At 68.3% G+C, this 20,746-nt stretch carries 19 protein-coding genes; 11 read left to right on the plus strand and 8 right to left on the minus strand.

The features are described from left to right. The first annotated feature begins 4 nt into the window (after positions 1-4). Genes ACSC1W_RS00275 through ACSC1W_RS00295 form a run of 5 tightly spaced genes read left to right on the plus strand, consistent with a single transcriptional unit; the run spans position 5 to position 7,952 of the window. Positions 5-1,564 carry a DNA-directed RNA polymerase subunit B'' gene (locus tag ACSC1W_RS00275; RefSeq protein WP_435344359.1) on the plus strand — a complete coding sequence of 520 codons (1,560 nt, stop codon included), beginning with the start codon at positions 5-7 and terminating at the stop codon, positions 1,562-1,564. Positions 1,565-1,567: 3 nt separating this feature from the next. Further along, on the plus strand, positions 1,568-3,397 hold the full coding sequence (gene rpoB, locus ACSC1W_RS00280; RefSeq protein ID WP_435344361.1) for a DNA-directed RNA polymerase subunit B: 1,830 nt from the start codon (positions 1,568-1,570) through the stop codon (positions 3,395-3,397). Between the two features lies 1 nt (position 3,398). Next, positions 3,399-6,332 (plus strand): DNA-directed RNA polymerase subunit A', encoded by a 2,934-nt coding sequence (locus ACSC1W_RS00285; protein ID WP_435344363.1) that lies wholly within the window; start codon positions 3,399-3,401, stop codon positions 6,330-6,332. Next, positions 6,325-7,533 carry a DNA-directed RNA polymerase subunit A'' gene (gene rpoA2 / locus ACSC1W_RS00290; protein WP_435344365.1) on the plus strand — a complete coding sequence of 403 codons (1,209 nt, stop codon included), beginning with the start codon at positions 6,325-6,327 and terminating at the stop codon, positions 7,531-7,533. Before ACSC1W_RS00285 ends, rpoA2 begins: the two co-directional genes overlap by 8 nt. After that, entirely contained in the window at positions 7,533-7,952 is a 420-nt protein-coding gene (locus tag ACSC1W_RS00295) for a NusA-like transcription termination signal-binding factor (protein ID WP_435344367.1), read from the plus strand. The genes rpoA2 and ACSC1W_RS00295 overlap by 1 nt, the downstream gene beginning before the upstream one ends. A gap of 24 nt (positions 7,953-7,976) precedes the next feature. Here ACSC1W_RS00295 and thiD read toward each other — a convergent pair whose 3' ends face one another. The 3 genes from thiD to ACSC1W_RS00310 all read right to left on the minus strand — a co-directional run bounded on the left by thiD (position 7,977) and on the right by ACSC1W_RS00310 (position 10,865). Next, positions 7,977-9,359 (minus strand): bifunctional hydroxymethylpyrimidine kinase/phosphomethylpyrimidine kinase, encoded by a 1,383-nt coding sequence (gene thiD, locus ACSC1W_RS00300; RefSeq protein WP_435344369.1) that lies wholly within the window; start codon positions 9,357-9,359, stop codon positions 7,977-7,979. A gap of 101 nt (positions 9,360-9,460) precedes the next feature. Next, a complete protein-coding gene (locus ACSC1W_RS00305) occupies positions 9,461-9,871 on the minus strand; it encodes a hypothetical protein (protein WP_435344371.1) in 411 nt (136 codons plus the stop codon). A gap of 73 nt (positions 9,872-9,944) precedes the next feature. Further along, positions 9,945-10,865, minus strand: coding sequence for a thiamine-phosphate synthase family protein (locus ACSC1W_RS00310; protein WP_435344372.1), 921 nt, complete (start codon positions 10,863-10,865; stop codon positions 9,945-9,947). 102 nt (positions 10,866-10,967) lie between these two features. Here ACSC1W_RS00310 and ACSC1W_RS00315 point away from each other — a divergent pair, with 102 nt between their 5' ends. Continuing rightward, entirely contained in the window at positions 10,968-11,855 is an 888-nt protein-coding gene (locus ACSC1W_RS00315) for a mechanosensitive ion channel family protein (RefSeq protein WP_435344374.1), read from the plus strand. Between the two features lie 4 nt (positions 11,856-11,859). On the opposite strand, the gene ACSC1W_RS00320 is transcribed toward ACSC1W_RS00315, so the two are convergent. Further along, positions 11,860-12,867, minus strand: coding sequence for an AIR synthase-related protein (locus ACSC1W_RS00320; RefSeq protein ID WP_435344376.1), 1,008 nt, complete (start codon positions 12,865-12,867; stop codon positions 11,860-11,862). Positions 12,868-13,307: 440 nt separating this feature from the next. On the opposite strand from ACSC1W_RS00320, the gene psmA reads away from it, so the two are divergent. The 3 genes from psmA (at position 13,308) to ACSC1W_RS00335 (ending at position 15,316) form a co-directional block, all read left to right on the plus strand. Next, positions 13,308-14,057, plus strand: coding sequence for an archaeal proteasome endopeptidase complex subunit alpha (psmA, locus tag ACSC1W_RS00325; RefSeq protein ID WP_435344378.1), 750 nt, complete (start codon positions 13,308-13,310; stop codon positions 14,055-14,057). Beyond that, complete coding sequence (gene psmB / locus ACSC1W_RS00330) at positions 14,054-14,743, plus strand: archaeal proteasome endopeptidase complex subunit beta (RefSeq protein ID WP_435344380.1); 690 nt, start codon at positions 14,054-14,056, stop codon at positions 14,741-14,743. The genes psmA and psmB overlap by 4 nt, the downstream gene beginning before the upstream one ends. 102 nt (positions 14,744-14,845) lie before the next feature. Continuing rightward, positions 14,846-15,316, plus strand: a complete 471-nt coding sequence (locus tag ACSC1W_RS00335; protein WP_435344382.1) for a luciferase domain-containing protein — start codon at positions 14,846-14,848, stop codon at positions 15,314-15,316. Here the strand turns inward: ACSC1W_RS00335 and ACSC1W_RS00340 are convergent. Both ACSC1W_RS00340 and ACSC1W_RS00345 read right to left on the minus strand, forming a co-directional pair. Beyond that, positions 15,303-16,169 (minus strand): EamA family transporter, encoded by an 867-nt coding sequence (locus tag ACSC1W_RS00340; protein ID WP_435344384.1) that lies wholly within the window; start codon positions 16,167-16,169, stop codon positions 15,303-15,305. The genes ACSC1W_RS00335 and ACSC1W_RS00340 overlap by 14 nt on opposite strands. 102 nt (positions 16,170-16,271) lie before the next feature. After that, positions 16,272-16,862 (minus strand): 50S ribosomal protein L15e, encoded by a 591-nt coding sequence (locus ACSC1W_RS00345; protein ID WP_435345985.1) that lies wholly within the window; start codon positions 16,860-16,862, stop codon positions 16,272-16,274. 264 nt (positions 16,863-17,126) lie between these two features. Here ACSC1W_RS00345 and ACSC1W_RS00350 point away from each other — a divergent pair, with 264 nt between their 5' ends. Further along, complete coding sequence (locus ACSC1W_RS00350; protein WP_435344386.1) at positions 17,127-17,579, plus strand: universal stress protein; 453 nt, start codon at positions 17,127-17,129, stop codon at positions 17,577-17,579. On the opposite strand, the gene ACSC1W_RS00355 is transcribed toward ACSC1W_RS00350, so the two are convergent. Then, the gene (locus ACSC1W_RS00355) at positions 17,565-18,116 is read right to left on the minus strand and encodes a GNAT family N-acetyltransferase (protein WP_435344388.1); all 552 of its coding nucleotides are present in this window, start codon (positions 18,114-18,116) and stop codon (positions 17,565-17,567) included. The genes ACSC1W_RS00350 and ACSC1W_RS00355 overlap by 15 nt on opposite strands. Beyond that, positions 18,113-18,481 (minus strand): universal stress protein, encoded by a 369-nt coding sequence (locus tag ACSC1W_RS00360; RefSeq protein WP_435344390.1) that lies wholly within the window; start codon positions 18,479-18,481, stop codon positions 18,113-18,115. The genes ACSC1W_RS00355 and ACSC1W_RS00360 overlap by 4 nt, the downstream gene beginning before the upstream one ends. Before the next feature lie 105 nt (positions 18,482-18,586). Here ACSC1W_RS00360 and ACSC1W_RS00365 point away from each other — a divergent pair, with 105 nt between their 5' ends. Then, a complete protein-coding gene (locus tag ACSC1W_RS00365; protein ID WP_435344392.1) occupies positions 18,587-20,665 on the plus strand; it encodes a beta-propeller domain-containing protein in 2,079 nt (692 codons plus the stop codon). The last annotated feature ends 81 nt before the right edge of the window (positions 20,666-20,746 follow it).

The following is a 20,746-nucleotide window of genomic DNA, read 5'->3' on the forward strand; positions in this document are numbered from 1 at the left end:
ACTAATGGAACGACAGAACCGACGCGCAATCTCGAGGGAGTACTTTTCGAAGGACAGACTCGCCGAACACCACTTCCGCTCGTTCAACGCGTTCCTGACGCGGGGCATGCAGCGCGTCGTCGACGAGAAGGAGACCATCGACACGGACATCGGTGACAAGGAGGGTGAGGAGCCGGTCCACGTCGAACTCGGCGACGTCCGCGTCGTCACCCCGCGCGTCCGCGAGGCCGACGGCTCCGAGGAACTGCTCTACCCGCAGGAGGCCCGGCTTCGCAACATCACGTACTCCGCGCCCGTGTTCATGGAGATGTCCATCGTCAAGGGCGAGGAGGGCGAACAGCGGGTCGTCGACTCGACCGAGACGAAGATCGGCCGGATGCCGATCATGGTGGGGTCGGAGAAGTGTAACATCGCGGGCTTCTCCGACGAGGAACTCATCGAGATCGGCGAGGACCCCGCCGACCCGGGTGGCTACTTCATCGTCAACGGATCCGAGCGGGTGCTGATGACGAGCGAGGACCTCGCACCGAACAAGATCCTCGCCGAGTACGACACGAAGTACGGCGACGAGATCCAGGTCGCGAAGACGTTCAGCCAGCGCCGGGGCTACCGGGCGCTCGTCCTGACCGAGCGCAACCGCGAGGGCCTGCTCGAAGTGTCGTTCCCGTCGGTGTCTGGGAGCATCAACTTCGTCACCCTCGTTCGCGCACTCGGCCTGGAATCCGACGAGGAGATCGTCCACCGGGTCAGCGACGACCCGGAGGTCGTGAAGTACATGCTGGAGAACCTGGAGGCGGCGGAGGTCCAGACCCAGGAGGAGGCCATCGAGACGCTGGGCAAGCGCGTCGCCAGCGGGCAGGGCAAGAACTACCAGCTCAAGCGCGCCAACTACGTCATCGACCGGTACCTCCTGCCGCACCTCCACGAGGACGGCGTCGAGGAGGAGGACGTGCGCATCAACAAGGCGTACTACCTCTGCCGGATGGCCGAGGCGTGTTTCGAACTCGCGCTCCAGCGCCGGGACTCCGACGACAAGGACCACTACGCGAACAAGCGCCTGAAGGTCAGCGGCGACCTGATGAAGGACCTGTTCCGGACGGCGCTGAACAAGCTGGCACGCGACGTGAAGTACCAGCTCGAACGCGCCAACATGCGGAACCGGCAGCTCTCGGTCAGCACCGTCGTTCGGTCCGACGTGCTCACGGAGCGCCTCGAACACCCCATCGCGACGGGTAACTGGGTCGGTGGGCGCTCGGGCGTCTCCCAGCTGGTCGACCGCACGGACTTCATGGGCGTGCTGTCGCACCTGCGCCGACTGCGCAGTCCCCTCTCGCGGTCGCAACCGCACTTCGAGGCGCGCGACCTGCACGCGACCCAGTGGGGTCGCATCTGTCCCTCCGAGACGCCGGAGGGGCCGAACTGTGGGCTGGTGAAGAACTTCGCCCAGGCGATGGAGCTGTCACAGAACATCGAGGACGAACAGGGTCTCAAACGGGAGCTGGCGTCGATGGGGGTGCAGGGTATCCCCGGGCTCGAAGGACAGGAACACCCTGCGGACGACTAATACATGGCAAGTCAACAGCGCGAAGCGAAGGTATACGTCAACGGGAGTCTGGTCGGGACACATCCCGAACCGCACCAGCTGGCAGAGCAGATTCGCGAGGCCCGTCGCCTCGGCGACATCTCCGAGATGGTCAACGTCTCGGTGAAAGACCGCACCCGCGAGGTCATCGTCAACGCCGACGCCGGCCGCGCCCGTCGCCCACTGCTCGTCGTCGAGGACGGCGAACCGCTCATCTCCGAGGAGGAGTTCGAGGCCGTCGAGAACGGCGAACTGGAGTTCGACGACCTCGTCGAGCACGGCTACGTCGAGTTCATCGACGCCGAGGAGGAGGAAGACATCTACGTCGCCGTCGACGAGGAGGACCTCGACGAGGACCACACGCACCTGGAGGTCGACCCGCAGCTCATCTTCGGCATCGGTGCGGGCATGATTCCGTACCCGGAACACAACGCGAGCCCGCGCATCACGATGGGTGCGGGGATGATCAAGCAGTCGCTGGGGCTGCCGAGCGCGAACTACCGCATCCGCCCGGACACCCGCCAGCACCTGCTGCACTACCCCCAGCTCTCGATGGTGAAGACCCAGACGACCGAGCAGATCGGGTACGACGACCGGCCGGCGGCACAGAACTTCGTCGTCGCCGTCATGAGCTACGAGGGGTTCAACATCGAGGACGCGCTCGTCCTGAACGGCGGGTCGGTCGACCGCGCGCTCGCTCGCTCGCACTTCTTCCGGACGTACGAGGGCGAGGAACGGCGCTACCCCGGCGGTCAGGAGGACCGCTTCGAGATCCCGAGCCAGGACGTCCGCGGCGCACGCGGCGAGGACGCCTACACGCACCTCGACGAGGACGGCCTCGTCAACCCCGAGACGCGCGTCGGCGAGAACGACGTGCTGCTCGGGAAGACGTCGCCGCCCCGGTTCCTCGAGGAACCCGACGACATGGGTGGTCTCTCCCCGCAGAAGCGGCGTGAGACCTCCGTGACGATGCGTTCAGGCGAGTCCGGCGTCGTCGACACCGTCACGCTGATGGAGGGCGAGGACGGGTCGAAGCTGTCGAAGGTGTCGGTGCGCGACGAGCGCATCCCCGAACTGGGGGACAAGTTCGCGTCCCGGCACGGACAGAAGGGCGTCGTCGGCCACATCGCGCCCCAGGAGGACATGCCGTTCACGCAGGAGGGGATCGTCCCCGACCTCATCGTCAACCCGCACGCGCTCCCGTCGCGCATGACGGTCGGCCACGTGCTGGAGATGCTCGGCGGCAAGGTCGGCGCGCTCGAAGGACGGCGCGTCGACGGGACGCCGTTCACCGGCGAGGACGAGAGCGAACTCCGCGGCGGCCTCGAGGACGTCGGCTTCAAGTCCTCGGGCAAGGAGATACTCTACTCCGGCGTCACTGGCGAGAAGATCGACGCCGAGATCTTCGTCGGGGTCATCTTCTACCAGAAGCTGTACCACATGGTCTCGAACAAGCTCCACGCCCGGTCGCGCGGTCCGGTGCAGGTGCTGACGCGCCAGCCGACCGAGGGTCGCGCCCGGGAGGGCGGCCTGCGCGTCGGGGAGATGGAGCGCGACGTGCTCATCGGACACGGTGCGGCGATGGCGCTCAAGGAGCGCCTGCTCGACGAGTCCGACCGCGAGTTCATCCACATCTGCGGTCAGTGTGGCATGAGCGCGGTCGAGAACGTCGACCAGCGCCGGGTCTACTGTCCGAACTGTGGCGAGGAGACGGACATCCACGAGATAGAGATGAGCTACGCCTTCAAGCTCCTGCTGGACGAGATGAAGGCGCTGGGTATCGCACCGCGACTGGAACTGGAGGACGCAGTCTAACATGGCAAGCTCTCAGACACCCAAAGAGATCGGCGAGATAGACTTCGGGCTGATGGACCCGGAGGAGTACCGCGAGATGTCCGCCACGAAGATAATCACGGCGGACACGTACGACGACGACGGCTTCCCCATCGACATGGGGCTGATGGACCCGCGACTGGGCGTCATCGACCCGGGGCTGGAGTGCAAGACCTGCGGAAAGCACTCGGGGTCGTGCAACGGGCACTTCGGTCACATCGAACTGGCCGCGCCCGTCATCCACGTCGGGTTCACGAAGCTCATCCGTCGCCTCCTCCGTGGCACCTGCCGGGAGTGTGCTCGGCTCTGCCTCACGGAGGACGAGCGCGAGGAGTTCCGGAAGCAACTCGACCAGACCCGGAAGCTGGGTCGCGACCTGAACGACGTGACGAAGGCCGCGATCCGCCAGGCCCGGAAGAAGGACCGCTGTCCCTTCTGTGGCGAGGTCCAGTTCGACATCCAGCACGAGAAGCCGACGACGTACTACGAGGTCCAGCAGGTGCTCACGTCCGAGTACTCCCAGCGCATCGCCGCCGCGATGCAGCCCGGGGAGGACGACGACGAACCGATGAGTCGGGAGGACCTCGCGAACGAGACGGGCATCGAGCTCTCCCGGGTGAACCAGATACTCTCGGGCGAGTTCCGCCCGCGCGAGTCCGACCGGAAGGCCCTGGAGAAGGCCCTCGACATCGACCTGACCGAGGAGGACATGAACAAGCTGATGCCCTCCGACATCCGCGACTGGTTCGAGGACATCCCGGACGAGGACATCGAGGTCCTCGGCATCAGCTCCGAGAAGTCCCGGCCCGAGTGGATGATACTGACGGTGTTGCCGGTCCCGCCGGTCACCGCCCGACCGTCCATCACGCTGGACAACGGCCAGCGCTCCGAGGACGACCTGACCCACAAGCTGGTCGACATCATCCGCATCAACCAGCGGTTCATGGAGAACCGCGAGGCCGGTGCTCCCCAGCTCATCATCGAGGACCTGTGGGAACTGCTCCAGTACCACGTCACGACGTTCATGGACAACGAGATATCGGGGACGCCGCCGGCGCGACACCGCTCCGGCCGGCCGCTGAAGACGCTCTCCCAGCGCCTCAAGGGCAAGGAGGGCCGGTTCCGTGGCTCGCTGTCCGGAAAGCGCGTCAACTTCTCGGCACGGACAGTCATCTCGCCGGACCCGACGCTCTCGCTGAACGAGGTGGGCGTCCCGGACCGCGTCGCGACCGAGATGACCCAGACGATGAACGTCACCGAGCGGAACCTCGCCGACGCGCGCCGGTACGTCCGCAACGGCCCGGAGGGCCACCCCGGTGCGAACTACGTTCGACGGCCCGACGGCCGTCGCCTGAAGGTGACCGAGAAGAACTGCGAGGAACTCTCCGAGAAGGTCGAACCTGGCTGGGAGGTCAACCGGCACCTCATCGACGGCGACATCGTCGTGTTCAACCGTCAGCCGTCGCTGCACCGGATGTCCATCATGGCCCACGAGGTCGTCGTGATGCCGTACAAGACGTTCCGGCTGAACACCGTCGTCTGCCCGCCGTACAACGCCGACTTCGACGGTGACGAGATGAACATGCACGCCCTGCAGAACGAGGAAGCCCGCGCCGAGGCGCGCGTCCTCATGCGCGTGCAGGAGCAGATTCTCAGCCCCCGCATGGGCGAGAACATCATCGGTGCCATCCAGGACCACATCAGTGGCACCTACCTCCTCACCCACGACAACCCGCGGTTCAACGAGACGCAGGCGCTCGACCTGCTCCGTGCGACGCGCATCGACGAACTGCCCGAACCGGTCGGCACCGACGACAACGACGCCCCGTTCTGGACCGGTCGCCAGCTGTTCTCGGAACTGCTCCCCGACGACCTGAACCTAGAGTTCGTCTCGAACACCGGCGACACCGTCGTCATCGAGGACGGACAGCTGGTCGAGGGGACCATCGACGAGGACGGCGTCGGGGCGTTCGGCGGCGAGGTCGTCGACACGCTCGCGAAGGTGTACGGCATGACGCGTGCCCGCATCTTCATCAACGAGGTCGCGACGCTGGCGATGCGCTCTATCATGCACTTCGGGTTCTCCATCGGCATCGACGACGAGACCATCCCGGAGGAGGCACAGGCGCGCATCGACGAGACCATCGACGACGCCTACGACCGCGTCCAGGACCTCATCGAGACCTACGAGGCGGGCGAACTCGAGTCCCTGCCCGGCCGGACGGTCGACGAGACCCTGGAGATGAAGGTCATGCAGACGCTCGGCAAGGCCCGCGACAACGCCGGTGACATCGCCGAGGAGCACTTCGCCGACGACAACCCGGCGGTCGTCATGGCCAACTCCGGTGCCCGTGGGTCGATGCTCAACCTGACCCAGATGGCCGGGTGCGTCGGCCAGCAGGCGGTCCGGGGCGAGCGCATCAACCGTGGCTACGAGGACCGCACCCTCAGCCACTACCAGAAGAACGACCTGAGTGCGGAGGCACACGGCTTCGTCGAGCACTCCTACACCGGCGGTCTGACCCCGCGGGAGTTCTTCTTCCACGCGATGGGTGGCCGCGAGGGGCTGGTCGACACGGCGGTCCGGACCTCCAAGTCCGGGTACCTCCAGCGTCGCCTCATCAACGCGCTGTCCGAACTGGAGACCCAGTACGACGGCACGGTGCGCGACACCAGCGACACCGTCGTCCAGTTCGAGTTCGGCGAGGACGGCACGTCGCCGACGAAGGTCGCCTACGACGACGAGCACGGTATCGACGTCGACCAGATCGCCGACCGCGTCATCGAGGCCGAGTTCGAGGACGAGGAGGCGAAACAGGAGTTCCTCGGGGCCAAGGCGCGCCCGACGAACCTCTCCGAACACGGGGAGTCACGTCGGAACCCCGACCTCCTGACGGAGGTGGAGTCCGATGACTGAGTTCGACGTCTCCCCCGACGTCGAGGCGGTCGTCGAGGACACCGAACTGCCGCACCGGCTGAAGGAGGAGGTGTACCGGACGGTCGACGAGCGCGGCGCCTCGGTCGAGCAGGCGGACCAGATCGCCCGCGCGGTCGAACACCGCTACCTGGACACGCGGGTCGACCCGCTCGACCCCGTCGGGACCGTCAGCGCCCAGTCCATCGGGGAACCGGGGACGCAGTTGACGATGAACACGTTCCACTTCGCGGGCGTCGCGGAGATCGACGTCACCCAGGGGCTGCCGCGACTCATCGAACTCGTGGACGCCCGGAAGACGCCGGACACGCCGATGATGACGGTCCACCTCGACGAGGAGTACGCGACCGACCGCGAGAAGGCCCACGAGGTCGTCTGGAAGATAGAGGCGACGAAGATACTCGCACTCGGTGACATCTCGACGAACGTCGCCGACATGCGCGTCCAGGTCAGCCTGAACCCGGACACGCTGCAGGAGCGCTGGCCGACCGTCGACAGCACCGACGAGATAGCTGGCGAGGTCGCCGAGATAATCGAGGACTCGCTGGGCGTCGAGACCGTCCAGCAGGGCACCGACATCCAGTTCGGTCCCGAGGAACCGTCCTATCGCGACCTGCTCCAGCTGGTCGAGGAACTGCGCGACGTGACGTTCAAGGGCATCGAGGAGATATCCCGGGTCGTCATCCGCAAGGAGGAACTCGACGACGGCACCGAGGAGTTCGTCCTCTACACCGAGGGGTCGGCCTTCGGCGACGTGCTCACGATAGAGGGCGTCGACGCCTCGCGGACGACGTGTAACAACATCCACGAGATACACTCGGAACTCGGCATCGAGGCCGCCCGCGAGACGATCATCGAGGAGACGAAGAACACCCTGGAAGAGCAGGGCCTCGACGACGTGAACGTCCGCCACCTGATGCTCGTGGCGGACATCATGACGAACCGCGGCGAGATAGAGTCCATCGGCCGTCACGGCATCTCCGGGTCGAAGGAGTCCGTCCTGGCCCGGGCGGCGTTCGAGGTGACGGTCAATCACCTGCTCGACGCGGCCATCCACGGCGAGGTGGACGACCTCAACGGCGTCACCGAGAACGTCATCGTCGGGAAACCCATCAAGCTCGGCACCGGCGACGTGAACCTCCGGATGGGTTCCATCACCAGGGAGACCGAGCAGGCGGACTGATGGCGGTCACGCTGTCCGACGAGGCGCGCCAGATACTCGGGCTGTTCGAGGAGGTGACCGAGGCGACCGGCCGGGACTGCCTGGTCGACGACGACCGGGTCGTCGTCCTCGTCGCCGCCGGCGACATGGGGACCGCCATCGGTCCGGGTGGACAGCACGTCCGCGAGTTCGAGGAGCGACTCGGCCGCGACGTGAAACTGGTCGAGGACGCGGCCACCGCACCCGACTTCGTGGCGAACGCGCTCGCACCGGCGGCGGTGTACCACGTCACCATCAGCGAGAACGGCGACACGGTCGCCTACGCCGAGGTGGCGGAGGAGGACACGGGCGTCGCCATCGGGGTCGACGGCCGCAACATCGACGCGGCGCGACGACTCGCGGCGCGACACTTCGACGTCGACGACATCCAGCTGGCGTAGCTCCGTTCTCCGGTCGGACTCGTTTCACTCCTGTACCGTTTCCAGCAGCGCCAGCGCACGCGCAGACAGCGTCGCGGCGTCCTCGGCGACGAGTTTGCACATCGGCTCCTTCCCGACGGCGCCGCGGTCGAACACGGCGACGGGGCGCGTCGTCGCGTCGCCGAACGCCTGCCGGGCACCCCACCCCATCGTGTTGTCCTCGACCGCCGGGTCGGGTTCGGACTCGCGGTCGTACGCCGCGACGGGCCAGTCGAGGGTCGCGACGGCGGCTTCCACGTCCTCGTCGAACCGGCAGTTCAGCGCGAACCGGAGGGCGGGGTCGTACTCGCGGGCCGAGAGCAGGAAGCGTGCGACGTGACTGGACGCACCGAAGCGTACTCCACCGGTGGGACGGACGCCGTCGTGACGGCGGACGAGTCGGCCGTCGACGCCGACGGTCTCGGGGACCGTCTCGGCGTGCGGGAGCGCCCCGACGACGTTCGTCCCGACCTCGGGGACAAGCGCGCGAGCGTCTGCGGCGACGAGGTCGTCGACGACGGATTCGACGGCGCTGAGCGTCTCGCGGGCGGCGGCCTCGTTCCTGGCGTCGACGACGTGGTTGACCGCACCGGGGCCCGTGCCGACGTTCGCGTAGTACCGGATGGCCCGGGCGGTGAAGGCGACGCCCTCCTCGACCGCCGTGACGAGGTCGTCGCCGCCCGCGAGTCTGGCCGCGATGGCGGCCGAGAGGGTACAGCCCGAGCCGTGGGTCGCGGCGTCGACGATGCTGGGGTGGTCGACGACCGTCGCCCCGTCGCCGGTGACGAGGACGTCGACGACGCCGTCGGCGGCCTGGTCGAGGTGACCGCCCGTGACCAGCGCGGCGTCGGCGCCCAGTTCGACGAGTTCCTCGGCGGCCACACGGGCGGACTCGACGTCGACGGGGTCGGCACCGGTGAGGACGGCGGCCTCGTCGACGTTGGGCGTGACCAGCGTCGCCGCGGAGACGAGGTCCTCGTACGCGGCCTCGGCAGTTCGGTCGAGCAGTCGGTCTCCGGAGGTGGCGACCATGACCGGGTCGACGACGAGTGGCGCGTCGACCGCCGACGCCCGGTCGTGGACGGTCTCGACGACGGCCGCGGTCCCGAGCATCCCGGTCTTGATGGCGCCGACGTCGAAGTCCGAGACGACGGCGTCTATCTGTGCCGCCACCTCGCCGGTCGGGAGGACGTGCGTCGACTCGACGCCACGCGTGTGCTGGGCGGTGACGGCCGTGATCGCGCTGGTCGCGAACGCGCCGTGGGCGGCCATCGTCTGGATATCCGCCTGGACGCCCGCGCCACCGCCGGAGTCGCTCCCGGCGACGGTGAGTGCGACCGGTCGTCCGTCCGGTGCTGGCCGTCGGTCCGCTGGCTGACGGTCGTGCATACCCGACGGTATTACACGGTAGTATAAATCGGTGGTGGGGCGGTGCGACGACCAGTCCACCTCGGTTCGGCGGCAGTGGTTCGACCTGCTCTCGACCCTCCTCAGCGCGACTGCTCGACGGCGGCGGCCCGGTAGCCGGCCCAGAACTCGCGGAGGACGCTCCCGAACAGGCCGCCGAGGACGATGGCGAGCATGAGCGACGTGAAACCGAACGACCACGGGTCGTTGACGCCGCCGCGGGCGTAGCCAGCGAGCAGGGCGACGACGGCCCCGGCACCGGCGATGCCCGACAGGCCGCGTCGGACGTCGGAGCCGGTCCGGGTGGCGAGGACGTGCTGGGGGACCGCGATGCCGACGAAGGCGTAGATGGCGACGCCCAGCGGCGTCTGCGAGAACAGCGTCGGCTGCCCCGTCGCCACGCTGGTCGCGCCGGCGAGTCCGACGGCCGCCACGAGGCTGGCGACCACCGTCTGGCGCTCGTTCATGTCGAGGTAGTGTTGTACTTCGCTCATAGTCTTTCCGCTCACCCGGGTCCGACGTGGCTCGTGGGTGGGGTCCCTGCCACGAGCACCACCGGCGCGTGAGTCAGGCGTCGGCGCGGTCGCACAGGTCGACGGCGAGGTCGACGGCGTCGACCGCGGTCGGTCCGAGGACGTACAGGATGGGTTCGACGCCGTAGTCGCCCTCGTGGTAGGCGACGCGCGGGACGCCCGCCTCTGCGAAGCGCTCGCGCAGGCGTCTCGCCCGGCCCTCGTAGTCGGCGTCGAACGACAGCGGGTCGAGTCCCGCCTCCCGGACTGCTTCGAGCAGTTCCGGTGTGGTCCTGAGGTTCACCGCGCCGCGCGTTTCGGGGTCGGTCGCGGTCGCGGCGAGGACCACGGTCGCGACGTGCTGGGACGCCCCGAACTCGGGGCTCCCCGGCACGTCGAGTCGCCCCCGGATGGCGTGCAGGCGTCCCGGAATCGCGGCCACGTCACCCACGTCCTCGGCGTCCGGGAGCGCCATCGCGACGTTCGTTCCGACGTTCGGGACGTGGTCGACGACGGACGGCGACCCGGAGAGCGTCCGGACCGCCTCGCGGACGGTCGAGAGCACCTCGCGCTCGGCGAGGAGGCCGCTGTCGGGTCCCCGGACGCAGAGGTCACAGCCCATCCCGCGGAGCGCGGGCATCACGTCCTCGTGGACGGCACAGATGGGCCCCCGGTCCTCGAACTCCTCGACGAGCGCGACCAGTTCCGCCAGCGCCTCGTAGTGGTCCATCCCGCCGTCGGCCAGTCCGTCCGCGACGCGCTCGATGGTCGCGACCATCCGGGCGTCCTCGCTGAACCGCTCCTCGACGGTCACGTCCCCGCTCCGGTACTTGCTCACCGCCGCCTGCGTCACCCCGAGGTGGTCGGCGACCTCGCGCTGCGTCAGCCCCCGTTCCGCGAGTTCGGCGACGAGCATGGCCCGAGCCGTCGGAAGGAACCGCTCGACGACTATCTCGCTGGGCAGCACCACTGGCATGGTCGGCATTTCACCCCCTGCCGAGTTAAGTGGTCCGTGCCCGCTACGCCCGGGCCCGTCGTCACACGGACTTTTGGTGGTGTGACACGTTATTTCACGGTAATGGTCCTGGACGCCGCGGTCGTGGTTCAGACCACACCGCCGCCACCGGGTGTCGAACCCGAGGAACTGGTGGGCTACTGGTCACTCGTCGTCCGTCTCGCGTGGTTCTTCGCCGCGTTCCTCGTCGTCGCCCTTCTCGGCTGGTACGTCGTCGAACCGGTCGTCGGTCGCATCGTGCGCACTCGCAACCGGAACAACCGGACCGTTCAGGAGGCGATGACCCGTTACGTCCGGTTGCTGGTGCTCCTGGTCGCCGTCCTCGCCGGGATGAGCACCGCCGGCTACGGCCGATTCCTGCAGTCGTCCGCGCTCATCGTCGCCGCCGCGACCCTCGCGCTCGGCGTCGCGGCCCAGACGGTCGTCGGGTCGCTCGTCAGCGGCCTGGTCCTCGTGGCCGACCCCGAGTTCAACGTCGGCGACTACATCGAGTGGGACGACGGCGAGGGGACCGTCCGGTCCATCACGCTCCGCGTGACGCGCGTCCAGACGCCCGACGGGGCTCTCGTGACCATCCCGAACACCCACCTCACGAGTCAGTCCGTCACGCGCCCGTTCGGCCACGGCCGGGCCCGCATCGTCGACCGGGTGAGTATCGCCTACGAGGACGACGTGGACGAGGCGCTCTTTCACCTCCGAGAGGCGGCGGACGCGGTCGACGGCATCGCCGAGAGTCCCAGTCCGACCGTCCACGTAGAGGAGTTCGGCGGTGACGCCGTCGTCCTCCGGAGCGACTACTGGCTGACCGAACCCGACCCCGGAGAGGCGGTCTTCGTCAGGTCGGCGTACGCCCGGCAGGTGAAGACGCGACTGGAGGGCGCGGGCATCACCATCAGTCCGGCGTCGAAACGCGACCTCTCGGGGCGCGTCGCCGTCGACGAGTCGGCGTGACCCGCTACGCACCCGAGAGCGTCTCCCAGACGCGCCACGCCGGGTCCTCCTCGGGGTGGCGGACGCGTTCGCCGTCGACGTAGACGCCCTCGCCCTCCCGGACGAGGCCTGCGTCGGCGACTGGCGTCCCCCGCCGTTCCAGTGCCTCGACCACGGCCTCGACGCCGTCGGGTCGCACCGTGACGAGCAGACTCCCGCTGGTGGTCGCCGCCCATGGGTCCATGTCGAGGGCGTCGCAGATGGCGGCGGCCTCGTCCGAGACGGGCGTCGCCGTCGAGTCCACGTCGAGTCGGACGCCGGCGCCCCTGGCGAGTTCGACCAGTGCGCCCCGCAGGCCACACTCGGTCGCGTCGTGCATCGCGGTGACGGGACCGGCCGCGCCGGCGACCAGCGCGTCGCGGACGTGCTCGGTGCCGGGGAGGCGCTCGGCCTGTCGGGCCAGCAGGTCGTCGGGCAGGTCGATGGCGTCGGGGAAGAGCGCGGCGAACAGCGCCGTCGCCTCGACGGCCGGTCCGTGCGTGACGAGCAGGTGGTCGCCGGGACGTGCGCCGTCCGGCCGGACCACGTCGGCGTGGTCACCGACGCCGAGGACCGTCGCGCCGCCGACCCAGGGGAACGTGCATCCGGCGTACCGTGCGGTGTGGCCGGCGAGGACGCTCGTCCCCAGGTCTTCGAGGTCGTCGGCCATCGTCGTCCAGACGGTCGCGAACGCCTCGTCGGACATCTCGGGCGGGAGCGAGAACGAGATGGCGAGGTGCGAGGGCGGTATCGAGGAGACGGCCACGTCGGCCAGGACGACGCCCAGCGCGAACCGGGCGGCGCGCTCCCAGCCGAGGTCGGGGAGGATGGAGACGGGGTCGGTCGCCGTGACGACGGCCCGGCCGCCCACGTCGAGGACGCCGAAGTCGACGCCGTGGTGCGGTCCGAGGGCGACGTCGTCGCGCTCGGCACCCAGGTTCGGGTAGACGACGTCGTCGAAGAAGGTGCGGTCGATCTTCCCGCGCTCGGTCATGTGCGTGACTGGTCGCGGCCGGGAGTTAGTGGTGCCGGTCCGTTCCTGGTCGTGGCGCCGACGACCGGTCCCGTCCCAGGGCAATCTGTTTGCGCAGGCGGGCGAGGACGTTCGAGTAGAGTACTGCGGAACGGTTCGACGATGCCGTCGACGGCTACTGGGACGTCGCGGACCAGCTGTCCCGCGTGCTCCGGTCGCGGGCGAAAGCCGGGTTCGAGCGCGAACGCACCGAGTGTTCCACACCGGGCAGAGAACACCCGTCCGACTGTCCGTTTCGCCGGCGCCTTCCGGTCGACCACGTGTCTGGCCGAGTGCGGTGTCGTTATGGGGCTTGGGACTGTATCGACAGGACACGCAGCAGCGCCCCGAGTCGTCGCCGTCTCCGGGGGAGTACAAAAAGTACTTACAAACACGTCACTAACCTCAGGTTAAGCTAGACAATGCAAGGCCAAAACCAACAGCAGGCGTACGACCGGGGAATCACTATCTTCTCGCCGGACGGACGTCTCTACCAGGTCGAGTACGCTCGCGAGGCCGTCAAGCGCGGCAGCGCGAGCATCGGGATTCGAACGCCGGAGGGCGTCGTCCTCGCGGCCGAGCGCCGGAGTCGCTCGTCGCTGATGGAGCGCGACTCCGTCGAGAAACTGCACAAGATCGACGACCACATCGGCATCGCCAGTGCCGGCCACGTCGCCGACGCGCGGCAACTCATCGACATGGCCCGCCGCCAGGCCCAGGTCAACCAGCTGCGGTACGGGGAGACCATCGGCGTCGAGACGCTGACGAAGCACGTCACCGACCACATCCAGCAGTACACCCAGACGGGCGGCGCACGCCCGTTCGGCGTCGCACTGCTCGTCGGCGGCGTCGAGGACGGCGAACCCCGCCTCTTCGAGACCGACCCCTCCGGGACTCCCTACGAGTGGAAGGCCATCGCCATCGGCGGGAACCGCGAAGAGATCCAGCGCCACCTCGAGGACCACTACGAAGAGGACATGTCCCTGCAGGCCGCCGTCGACCTCGCCATCGAGTCACTCGCCGTCGGCGAGGAAGACGGCTTCCCCGCCGAAGGTCTCGCCATCTCGACGGTAGAGACCGAAACGGGTGAGTACCGGTCCCTCGAAGTGGACGAGATAGCGAACCGACTGCGCGAACTCGACCTCCTGACGGAGGGTGAAGAAGAAGAATGAAGCTCACCAACACCGACCCCTACGAACCCGAACTCGGCGCGGCCGAGTGGCGAGAACAGGAACGCGACGAAGACAGCGTCAACAAGACCGGAACGACCACCGTCGGCATCTCCACCGACGACGGCGTCGTCATCGCGACCGACCGCCGGGCGAGTCTCGGTGGCCGGTTCGTCTCGAACAAGCAGGTCGTGAAGGTCGAACAGATCCACCCGACCGCCGCGATGACGCTCGTCGGGAGCGTCGGCGGCGCACAGTCGTTCATCAAGTCCCTCCGCGCCGAGGTCAACCTCTACGAGACCCGCCGTGGCGAGGACATGACCATCGACGCGCTGGCGACGCTCGCCGGTAACTTCGCCCGGGGCGGCCCGTTCTTCGCCATCAACCCCATCCTGGGTGGCGTCGACGAGGAGGGCAGCCACGTCTACTCCATCGACCCGGCCGGCGGCGTCATGGAGGACGACTACACCGTCACCGGCTCCGGCATGATGGTCGCCTACGGCCTGCTCGAAGGCGAGTGGCACGAGGACATCAGCATGGCGGACGCAAAGCGCGTCGCCGCCCGCGCCGTCCGCAGCGCGGCCGAGCGCGACACCGGTTCCGGCAACGGACTGGTCCTGTGTGAGGTCACGTCCGACGGCGTCGACATCACCGAGTACGACGGCTTCCCGGACGAAGACGAACTCTAGCTCGGCGGTCACTCGCCGGCGATTCTCGCGGCACACCGTCCCCCAGAGCCGCCGGTCCAGCCCGACGAGACGGTGATATCCGGTGAGCGCCTCTGTAGTAGCATGGAAGACCGTCTCACTCTCCAGGTCGTCGACGCCATCGCCACCGAGGTGACCGCCTGGCCCGGTGTGACCGACCGCGACCACCGGAGCGGTGGCCGCGCGTTCTACCTGGGTACCGCCGAGGTCGGCCACGTCCACCGTTCGGGGCTCGTCGACGTCGAGTTCTACCGGCCGCTCGGGGACAGACTCGTCGCGGCCGGCCTCGTCAGGGCACACTCGCTCTACCCGGACTCCGGGTGGACCTCCTACCGGGTCGTCGACGCCGACGGCATCGACCACGCCGTCTGGTTGCTGTGGGTCTCCTACCTGGCGACGCTCGTCGCCACGCCGCACACCCATCTGGCACGGCGTATCGCCGTAGAACTGGACGTCGACGCCGCACTCGACGCGCTTCCCGCGCCCGTCGCTGCAGAACTCGAATCGCTTCGGCGGTCCGTCCCCCTGCGAACGGGCAGGGCTAGCCGAGCGTGACGAGTGCGACGCCTGCGATGGCGACGCCCGCCGCGACCAGTCGCGTCTCGAAGTTGGGTTCCTCCAGCACCAGCCCGCCGAGGACGACGGCGACGACGGCCTGTGCGTTGACGACCGGCGAGGCGACGCTCGCCGGGAGCGTCGTGAACGCGAGCGAGATGACGTGCTGACCGCCGGCGACGACGCCACCGACCGCGACGAACTTCCACCAGTCGGCCGCCATCGCCTCGCGGTCGACCCGTGCGAGCGCCAGCGGACAGACGCCGACGAACGTCGTCGCGAGCATCACGACGACGAAGGCCGACGGGTCGACGCCCATGTCGTTCAACACCACCCGCTTTCCCACGTCGACGACGCCGAAGGTCGCCGCACTCGCCAGGGCGAGCTGGGCCGGACGCGTGCTGCCGATTCGAGACAGCGGCGTCAGCAACTCGCCCGGTTCGTAGTTGACGAGGTAGAGACCGACGGTCACGACGACGACGCCCACCACCTGCATCGCCGAGAGCTGCTCGTCCAGCAGCGCTATCTCGATGGGCAGGACGAACACGGGGACGACCTTGCTGATGGGTGCGACGTAGCTCACGTCCCCGGTCGAGAGCGCACGGAAGAACGCCAGCAACGCGACGACGACGCCCACGCTCACCGCCACCGACGCGCCGAGCGTCGTCGGCGTCGTCGGGAGCGGAACGCCGGTGGTCGTCAGCACGGCGACTGGCAGGTACCACGCGAGGGCCGCCGCGTACACCCCGAACATGAACACGGACGCGGGATACGCCGCGAAGTACCGCTTCACGACGAACATGTAGACCCCGAAGAGGACGGCGGCGAACAGCGCCAGCGCGATTCCGTTCATCCGGTCGTGGTCGGCCGCCCCCGGACAAGAACCGTTCGATGTCGAGGACCGGTGCCGTCGCTCGGTGGCGATATCGGCCGGAGAGACGTTCTGTGAGCCGGCTTACTTGCCGCGGCTCTTGCCGGACGTGTTCGAGGGACGGGTGTGCTCGGTGCCCTTGCCCTTGAACGTCAGGCCGCGGTTCTTCGACCCGGCGCTGGTCAGGCCGCGGAACGCACGGCCGCGGTGCCGGTCGTCACAGATCCAGTTCAGGTCGTCGTCGTTCTCGATGGCCGGGTGCTCGGGGTCGACCATGATGACCTCGTGCCACTTCTGGCTGCCGTCCTCGCCGACCCAGTAGCTGTTGAGCACGCGCAGGTTGCGGTACTTGCGCGACGCTCGCTCCTCGGCGATGCGCTGGATGTTCTTCCGGCGACCGATGCGGTTGACGCCCTGGCGCTTCGACCGGCGACCGGCCTTGTGGCGCCGTTTGCGGGCGTTCCCCTTGCGGACGGCGACGCGAGCCACGACGATGCCCTGCTTGGCCTTGTAGCCCAGTTCGCGGGCCTTGTCGAGGCGGGTCGGGTGCTCGACGCGCTCGATGGCGCCCTGCTTCCGCCATTCCTGTTTTCGCTGCCACTGCAGCTCTGCGAGTTTCCCGTCGTCCGGGTCTCGCCACGCTTCCTTGATGTGGGAGTAGAAGCTTCGTGCCATGTGTATCACCACGGGCGTCGTCCGGTTCAGTTCGCGTCGCGCGAACCACATTCCGATGACCTGCGTGTGGGCAGGTGCCCGCTGGTGCCCGTTCCCCAGCGAGTTGTTCGTCACTTTTCCGTTCGCGGGGTTAAGGGCTTCGAAAGTGCGTTCGTGACGACCGTTCCCTGCTCGCCCGTCACCCGACCGGAGGCGGGCGCGCCCTCGGCGCACCACAGGGCCGGAGGGGGCACGTTTTTGGTGCGTGCCCTCGCACTCCAGCACATGACCGACGCCCTCGACGTAGAGCTCGTACTCGTGCCGGTCGACGGGAGCGACGAGTCCGCGACGGCGGTCGAGTACGGGGTCGCGATCGCGGAGAGCTACGACGCCAGGGTCCACGCCGTCTACGTCGTGGGTCAGGACGTCGTCCGGGGCATCGAGGACGGTGCGGTCGACGAGGACGACGTGGCGGCCGAGACCCAGTCGTTCATCGACGACGTGGAGGCCCTCGCGACCGACCACGGCGTGCCGCTGTCGAACTCGACCGCCTACGGCTTCTCGACGTCGCGGAAGGCCCAGCATCCCGGGAGCGTCGTACTCGACACTGCCGAAGAACTCGGTGCGGACTTCATCGTGGTGCCACGGGAGTCGATGGCCGAGGACGCCGGCGACGTGCTGGCGAAGGCGGCAGAATACGTGCTCCTGTACGCGAGCCAGCCGTTACTCTCCGTCTAACAGCAGGGACATCTCCAGTTCGAAGCTCTCCGAGCCACAGGTCTCGAAGCCGACGTCGCGGTAGAGTTCGACGGCGGCGCGGTTCCAGCGCTCGACGGTAAGCCAGACCCGGTCGACGCCCTCTCGCTGTCCGTAGCCGAGCAGGTTGGTCAGTAGCTGTCGGCCGATGCCGGCGCGCTGGTACGCCTGGAGGACGAAGATGGCGAGTTCGTAGGCTCGCTCTCCGGTGTCGAAGCTGCTCGTGTCGGGGACGAGCGTGGCGTGGCCGACGACGGTACCCTCGTGGGTCGCGACGACGTTGAGTCCCTCGTCGAAGATGGTCGTGAGCCACTCGCGGATGCGCTCCTCGCCGGTCGGCGGGATGCCCTGGGCGCGGTCGGCGGGGTCGAAGTCGACGTACATCGCGGTCACGTCGTCTCTGGCCTCGGGTCCGGTGACGTCGATATCGATACGTCGGGCCTCCCGGTCCTCGAACGTGGTCGGGGGGCTCGGGAACGGGCCGGCGGGTTCGTCGGGGTAGACGCGTTCTGGAGTCATCTGACGAGTTGCACCGTGACGTTCGCGTTGAGCAGGACGAACTCGGTGATGGAACCGAGTCGAATCTTTCCCATCGGGCTCTCGGTGCCGCCGCCGATGGTGAGCTGGTCGAAGGACTCGCGCTCGGCTATGTCGACGAGCGCGCTCCCCGGGTCGCCGGTGACGACGCGGACCTCGCCCTCGATGCCGGCCTCCGCGAGTCGGTGGCGGGCTAGCTCCGCCATCTCCGTCTGTGAGCGCTGTGCGGCCTCCTTCTCGACCACGACGACGGTCAGGTCGTCCCCGGTCTCCCGGGCGCGTTCGACGGTCTTCTCCAGCGTCTTCACCGACTCGTCGCTCCCCTCGATGCCCAGCAGGACCTTCATACTGTATCCACTCCGACCCCACGGTCAAAACGGTTGCCCTCACAAACTGAAACCGGCGTTTCAGCATGGGATACGGCCTTTAGGTCCGATATCGTGCTGTAGCATATGCAACGTTCACTGCAGTTTCTCGCACTGGTGGCCGCCGTCGCCGTGGTCGTCGGCGGTGCCGGTGCCATCGCGATCGTGGCCGACGAGGCCGCGGACCCGGCCCCGAAGAACGGGACGGAGTCGGGACCGAGTGACGGGCAACCGGGATTCGACGAGGCGGCGACCGTCGAGCAGTTCGAGTCGGCCGCCGCGTTCGAGGAGTACGTCAGGGCGGCGAACCGGCAGTCGACGTCGTACGTCGTCGGGGGACCGGACGTCGCCGTCGAACCCACCGCGGACGCCGAGCGCCAGACCGTGAGCACCGAGAGTGCCCAGGCCGGTTCGGGCGACGGCGGGAGCGGGGGAGACGTGCGCGTCTCGGACACGAACGTCCAGGTGACGGGGGTCGACGAACCCGACCGACTGAAGACGGCCCCGGGGACGCTGTACTACGCCGACGGGTGGCGGTACCGGACCGAGACCGGCGGCAAGACCCGGGTCATCGACGCGAGCGAACCGGCCTCGCCCGTCGTCCGCTCGGAGATATCCGACTCGGGACGACTCCTGCTCGTGAACGAGACGCTCGTCGTCCTCGGTCAGGACCGGATCAGCGGCTACGACGTCTCCGGCCGCGAGAACCCCGAACGCGTCTGGGCGACGGGGCTGAACGCACAGATACGGACCGCCCGCCTGAGCGACGGGCGCATCCACCTCGTGCTCCAGCAGGGCGTCGACCTCGACGACCCCTGTCCGGTCGAACCGTTCACCGACGGACCGGGGACGCCGTGTACGGACGTGTACCACCCCACGGGCCAGACGGACGCCTCGGTCACCTACACGGTCGTCTCGATGGACCCGGCCTCCGGCCAGACCCACGACCGGGTGTCCTTCCTCGGGACGCGCACCCACTCGGCGACGTACGTCGACAACGACTCCATCTACCTCACCTACACCGAACGGGCCAGCAGGGCGGAGACGTTCGGTGGCTACCTGCGCTCGTCGGACCTGCTCGACGAGCAGGCGAGGGCGCGCCTCGACGAACTCGCGGGGTACGACCTCTCGCCGGCCGCGCGCCAGATGGAACTCAACGCCGTCGTCGAGGACTGGCTCGCACGGCAGGACGGCGACGAGCGCGAGGAACTCCGGACCCTGCTGTACGAGGGCTACAGGGAGTACGTCGACGAACGCAAGCGCTCGTTGCTGCGGTCGGGAATCGTCCGCGTCGACGTCGAGGGCGACTCGCTGACCGTCGCCGAGACGGGGTCGGTCCCGGGACGGCCGCTGAACCAGTGGGCACTGGACGAACACAACGGGACCCTGCGAATCGCCACGACGGTCGACCCGATGGGCGCCACCTCGGTGAACGACCTCTACACGCTCGACGACTCGCTCGACGTCCGGGGGTCGGTTCGTGACCTGGGCGAGACCGAGCGCATCTACTCGGTCCGGTACCAGGGCGACACCGCCTACGTCGTCACGTTCCGGCAGGTCGACCCGTTCTACGTGGTCGACCTCTCGAACCCGGCGGACCCGACGGTCCGGGGCGAACTGAAACTCCCCGGGTTCTCGCGCTACCTCCACCCGCTCTCGGAGGACCGCATCCTCGGCATCGGACGGGAGGACGGGCAGGTGAAAGCGACGGTCTTCGACGTGTCCGACCCGTCGTCGCCGACCGTCGCGGAGTCGACCGTCGTCGACGCACGCTGGTCGGCCATCGCCCGGACCCACCACGCGTTCCTCTACGACCAGCGCCACGGCGTGTTCTTCCTGCCGACCGAGCGCGGCGGCTACGTCTTCGACACGTCGTTGAACCAGGAGACGTTCGTCGAGACGAACACGCCCGCGACGCGCGCCGCGTACGTCGGCGACTACCTCTACGTCTTCTCGTCCGACGGCCTGACCGTGGTCGACGAGACCACGTGGCGACCGGTCAACGTGCTGTCGTTCGACGGCGGGCAGCAACCGGTCGATGGGTCCGGCACCTCGACCACTGGCGAACCCGAACCGACGACCACGACGTCGGGCGACGATGGCGGCACGAACGGGACCACGACCACGGTGACCGACGACGTGACCTCGCCGTCGACTCACTGGTAGCCGCCCCACTGGTAGCCGGCCCGTCCGGGTGGCGCCCGCGAACGACCACACGGACGGCCGGGACACGGACACTCTTGGGGA

It is taken from the genome of Haloarchaeobius marinus (genome assembly GCF_051207415.1).
Classification (GTDB): domain Archaea; phylum Halobacteriota; class Halobacteria; order Halobacteriales; family Natrialbaceae; genus Haloarchaeobius.

Coding starts and splice junctions, on each gene's coding strand:
- ACSC1W_RS00275 (WP_435344359.1), top strand. CDS start 5: ATGGAACGACAGAACCGACGCGCAATCTCGAGGGAGTACTTTTCGAAG.
- rpoB (WP_435344361.1), top strand. CDS start 1,568: ATGGCAAGTCAACAGCGCGAAGCGAAGGTATACGTCAACGGGAGTCTG.
- ACSC1W_RS00285 (WP_435344363.1), top strand. CDS start 3,399: ATGGCAAGCTCTCAGACACCCAAAGAGATCGGCGAGATAGACTTCGGG.
- rpoA2 (WP_435344365.1), top strand. CDS start 6,325: ATGACTGAGTTCGACGTCTCCCCCGACGTCGAGGCGGTCGTCGAGGAC.
- ACSC1W_RS00295 (WP_435344367.1), top strand. CDS start 7,533: ATGGCGGTCACGCTGTCCGACGAGGCGCGCCAGATACTCGGGCTGTTC.
- thiD (WP_435344369.1), bottom strand. CDS start 9,359: ATGCACGACCGTCAGCCAGCGGACCGACGGCCAGCACCGGACGGACGA.
- ACSC1W_RS00305 (WP_435344371.1), bottom strand. CDS start 9,871: ATGAGCGAAGTACAACACTACCTCGACATGAACGAGCGCCAGACGGTG.
- ACSC1W_RS00310 (WP_435344372.1), bottom strand. CDS start 10,865: ATGCCAGTGGTGCTGCCCAGCGAGATAGTCGTCGAGCGGTTCCTTCCG.
- ACSC1W_RS00315 (WP_435344374.1), top strand. CDS start 10,968: ATGGTCCTGGACGCCGCGGTCGTGGTTCAGACCACACCGCCGCCACCG.
- ACSC1W_RS00320 (WP_435344376.1), bottom strand. CDS start 12,867: ATGACCGAGCGCGGGAAGATCGACCGCACCTTCTTCGACGACGTCGTC.
- psmA (WP_435344378.1), top strand. CDS start 13,308: ATGCAAGGCCAAAACCAACAGCAGGCGTACGACCGGGGAATCACTATC.
- psmB (WP_435344380.1), top strand. CDS start 14,054: ATGAAGCTCACCAACACCGACCCCTACGAACCCGAACTCGGCGCGGCC.
- ACSC1W_RS00335 (WP_435344382.1), top strand. CDS start 14,846: ATGGAAGACCGTCTCACTCTCCAGGTCGTCGACGCCATCGCCACCGAG.
- ACSC1W_RS00340 (WP_435344384.1), bottom strand. CDS start 16,169: ATGAACGGAATCGCGCTGGCGCTGTTCGCCGCCGTCCTCTTCGGGGTC.
- ACSC1W_RS00345 (WP_435345985.1), bottom strand. CDS start 16,862: ATGGCACGAAGCTTCTACTCCCACATCAAGGAAGCGTGGCGAGACCCG.
- ACSC1W_RS00350 (WP_435344386.1), top strand. CDS start 17,127: ATGACCGACGCCCTCGACGTAGAGCTCGTACTCGTGCCGGTCGACGGG.
- ACSC1W_RS00355 (WP_435344388.1), bottom strand. CDS start 18,116: ATGACTCCAGAACGCGTCTACCCCGACGAACCCGCCGGCCCGTTCCCG.
- ACSC1W_RS00360 (WP_435344390.1), bottom strand. CDS start 18,481: ATGAAGGTCCTGCTGGGCATCGAGGGGAGCGACGAGTCGGTGAAGACG.
- ACSC1W_RS00365 (WP_435344392.1), top strand. CDS start 18,587: ATGCAACGTTCACTGCAGTTTCTCGCACTGGTGGCCGCCGTCGCCGTG.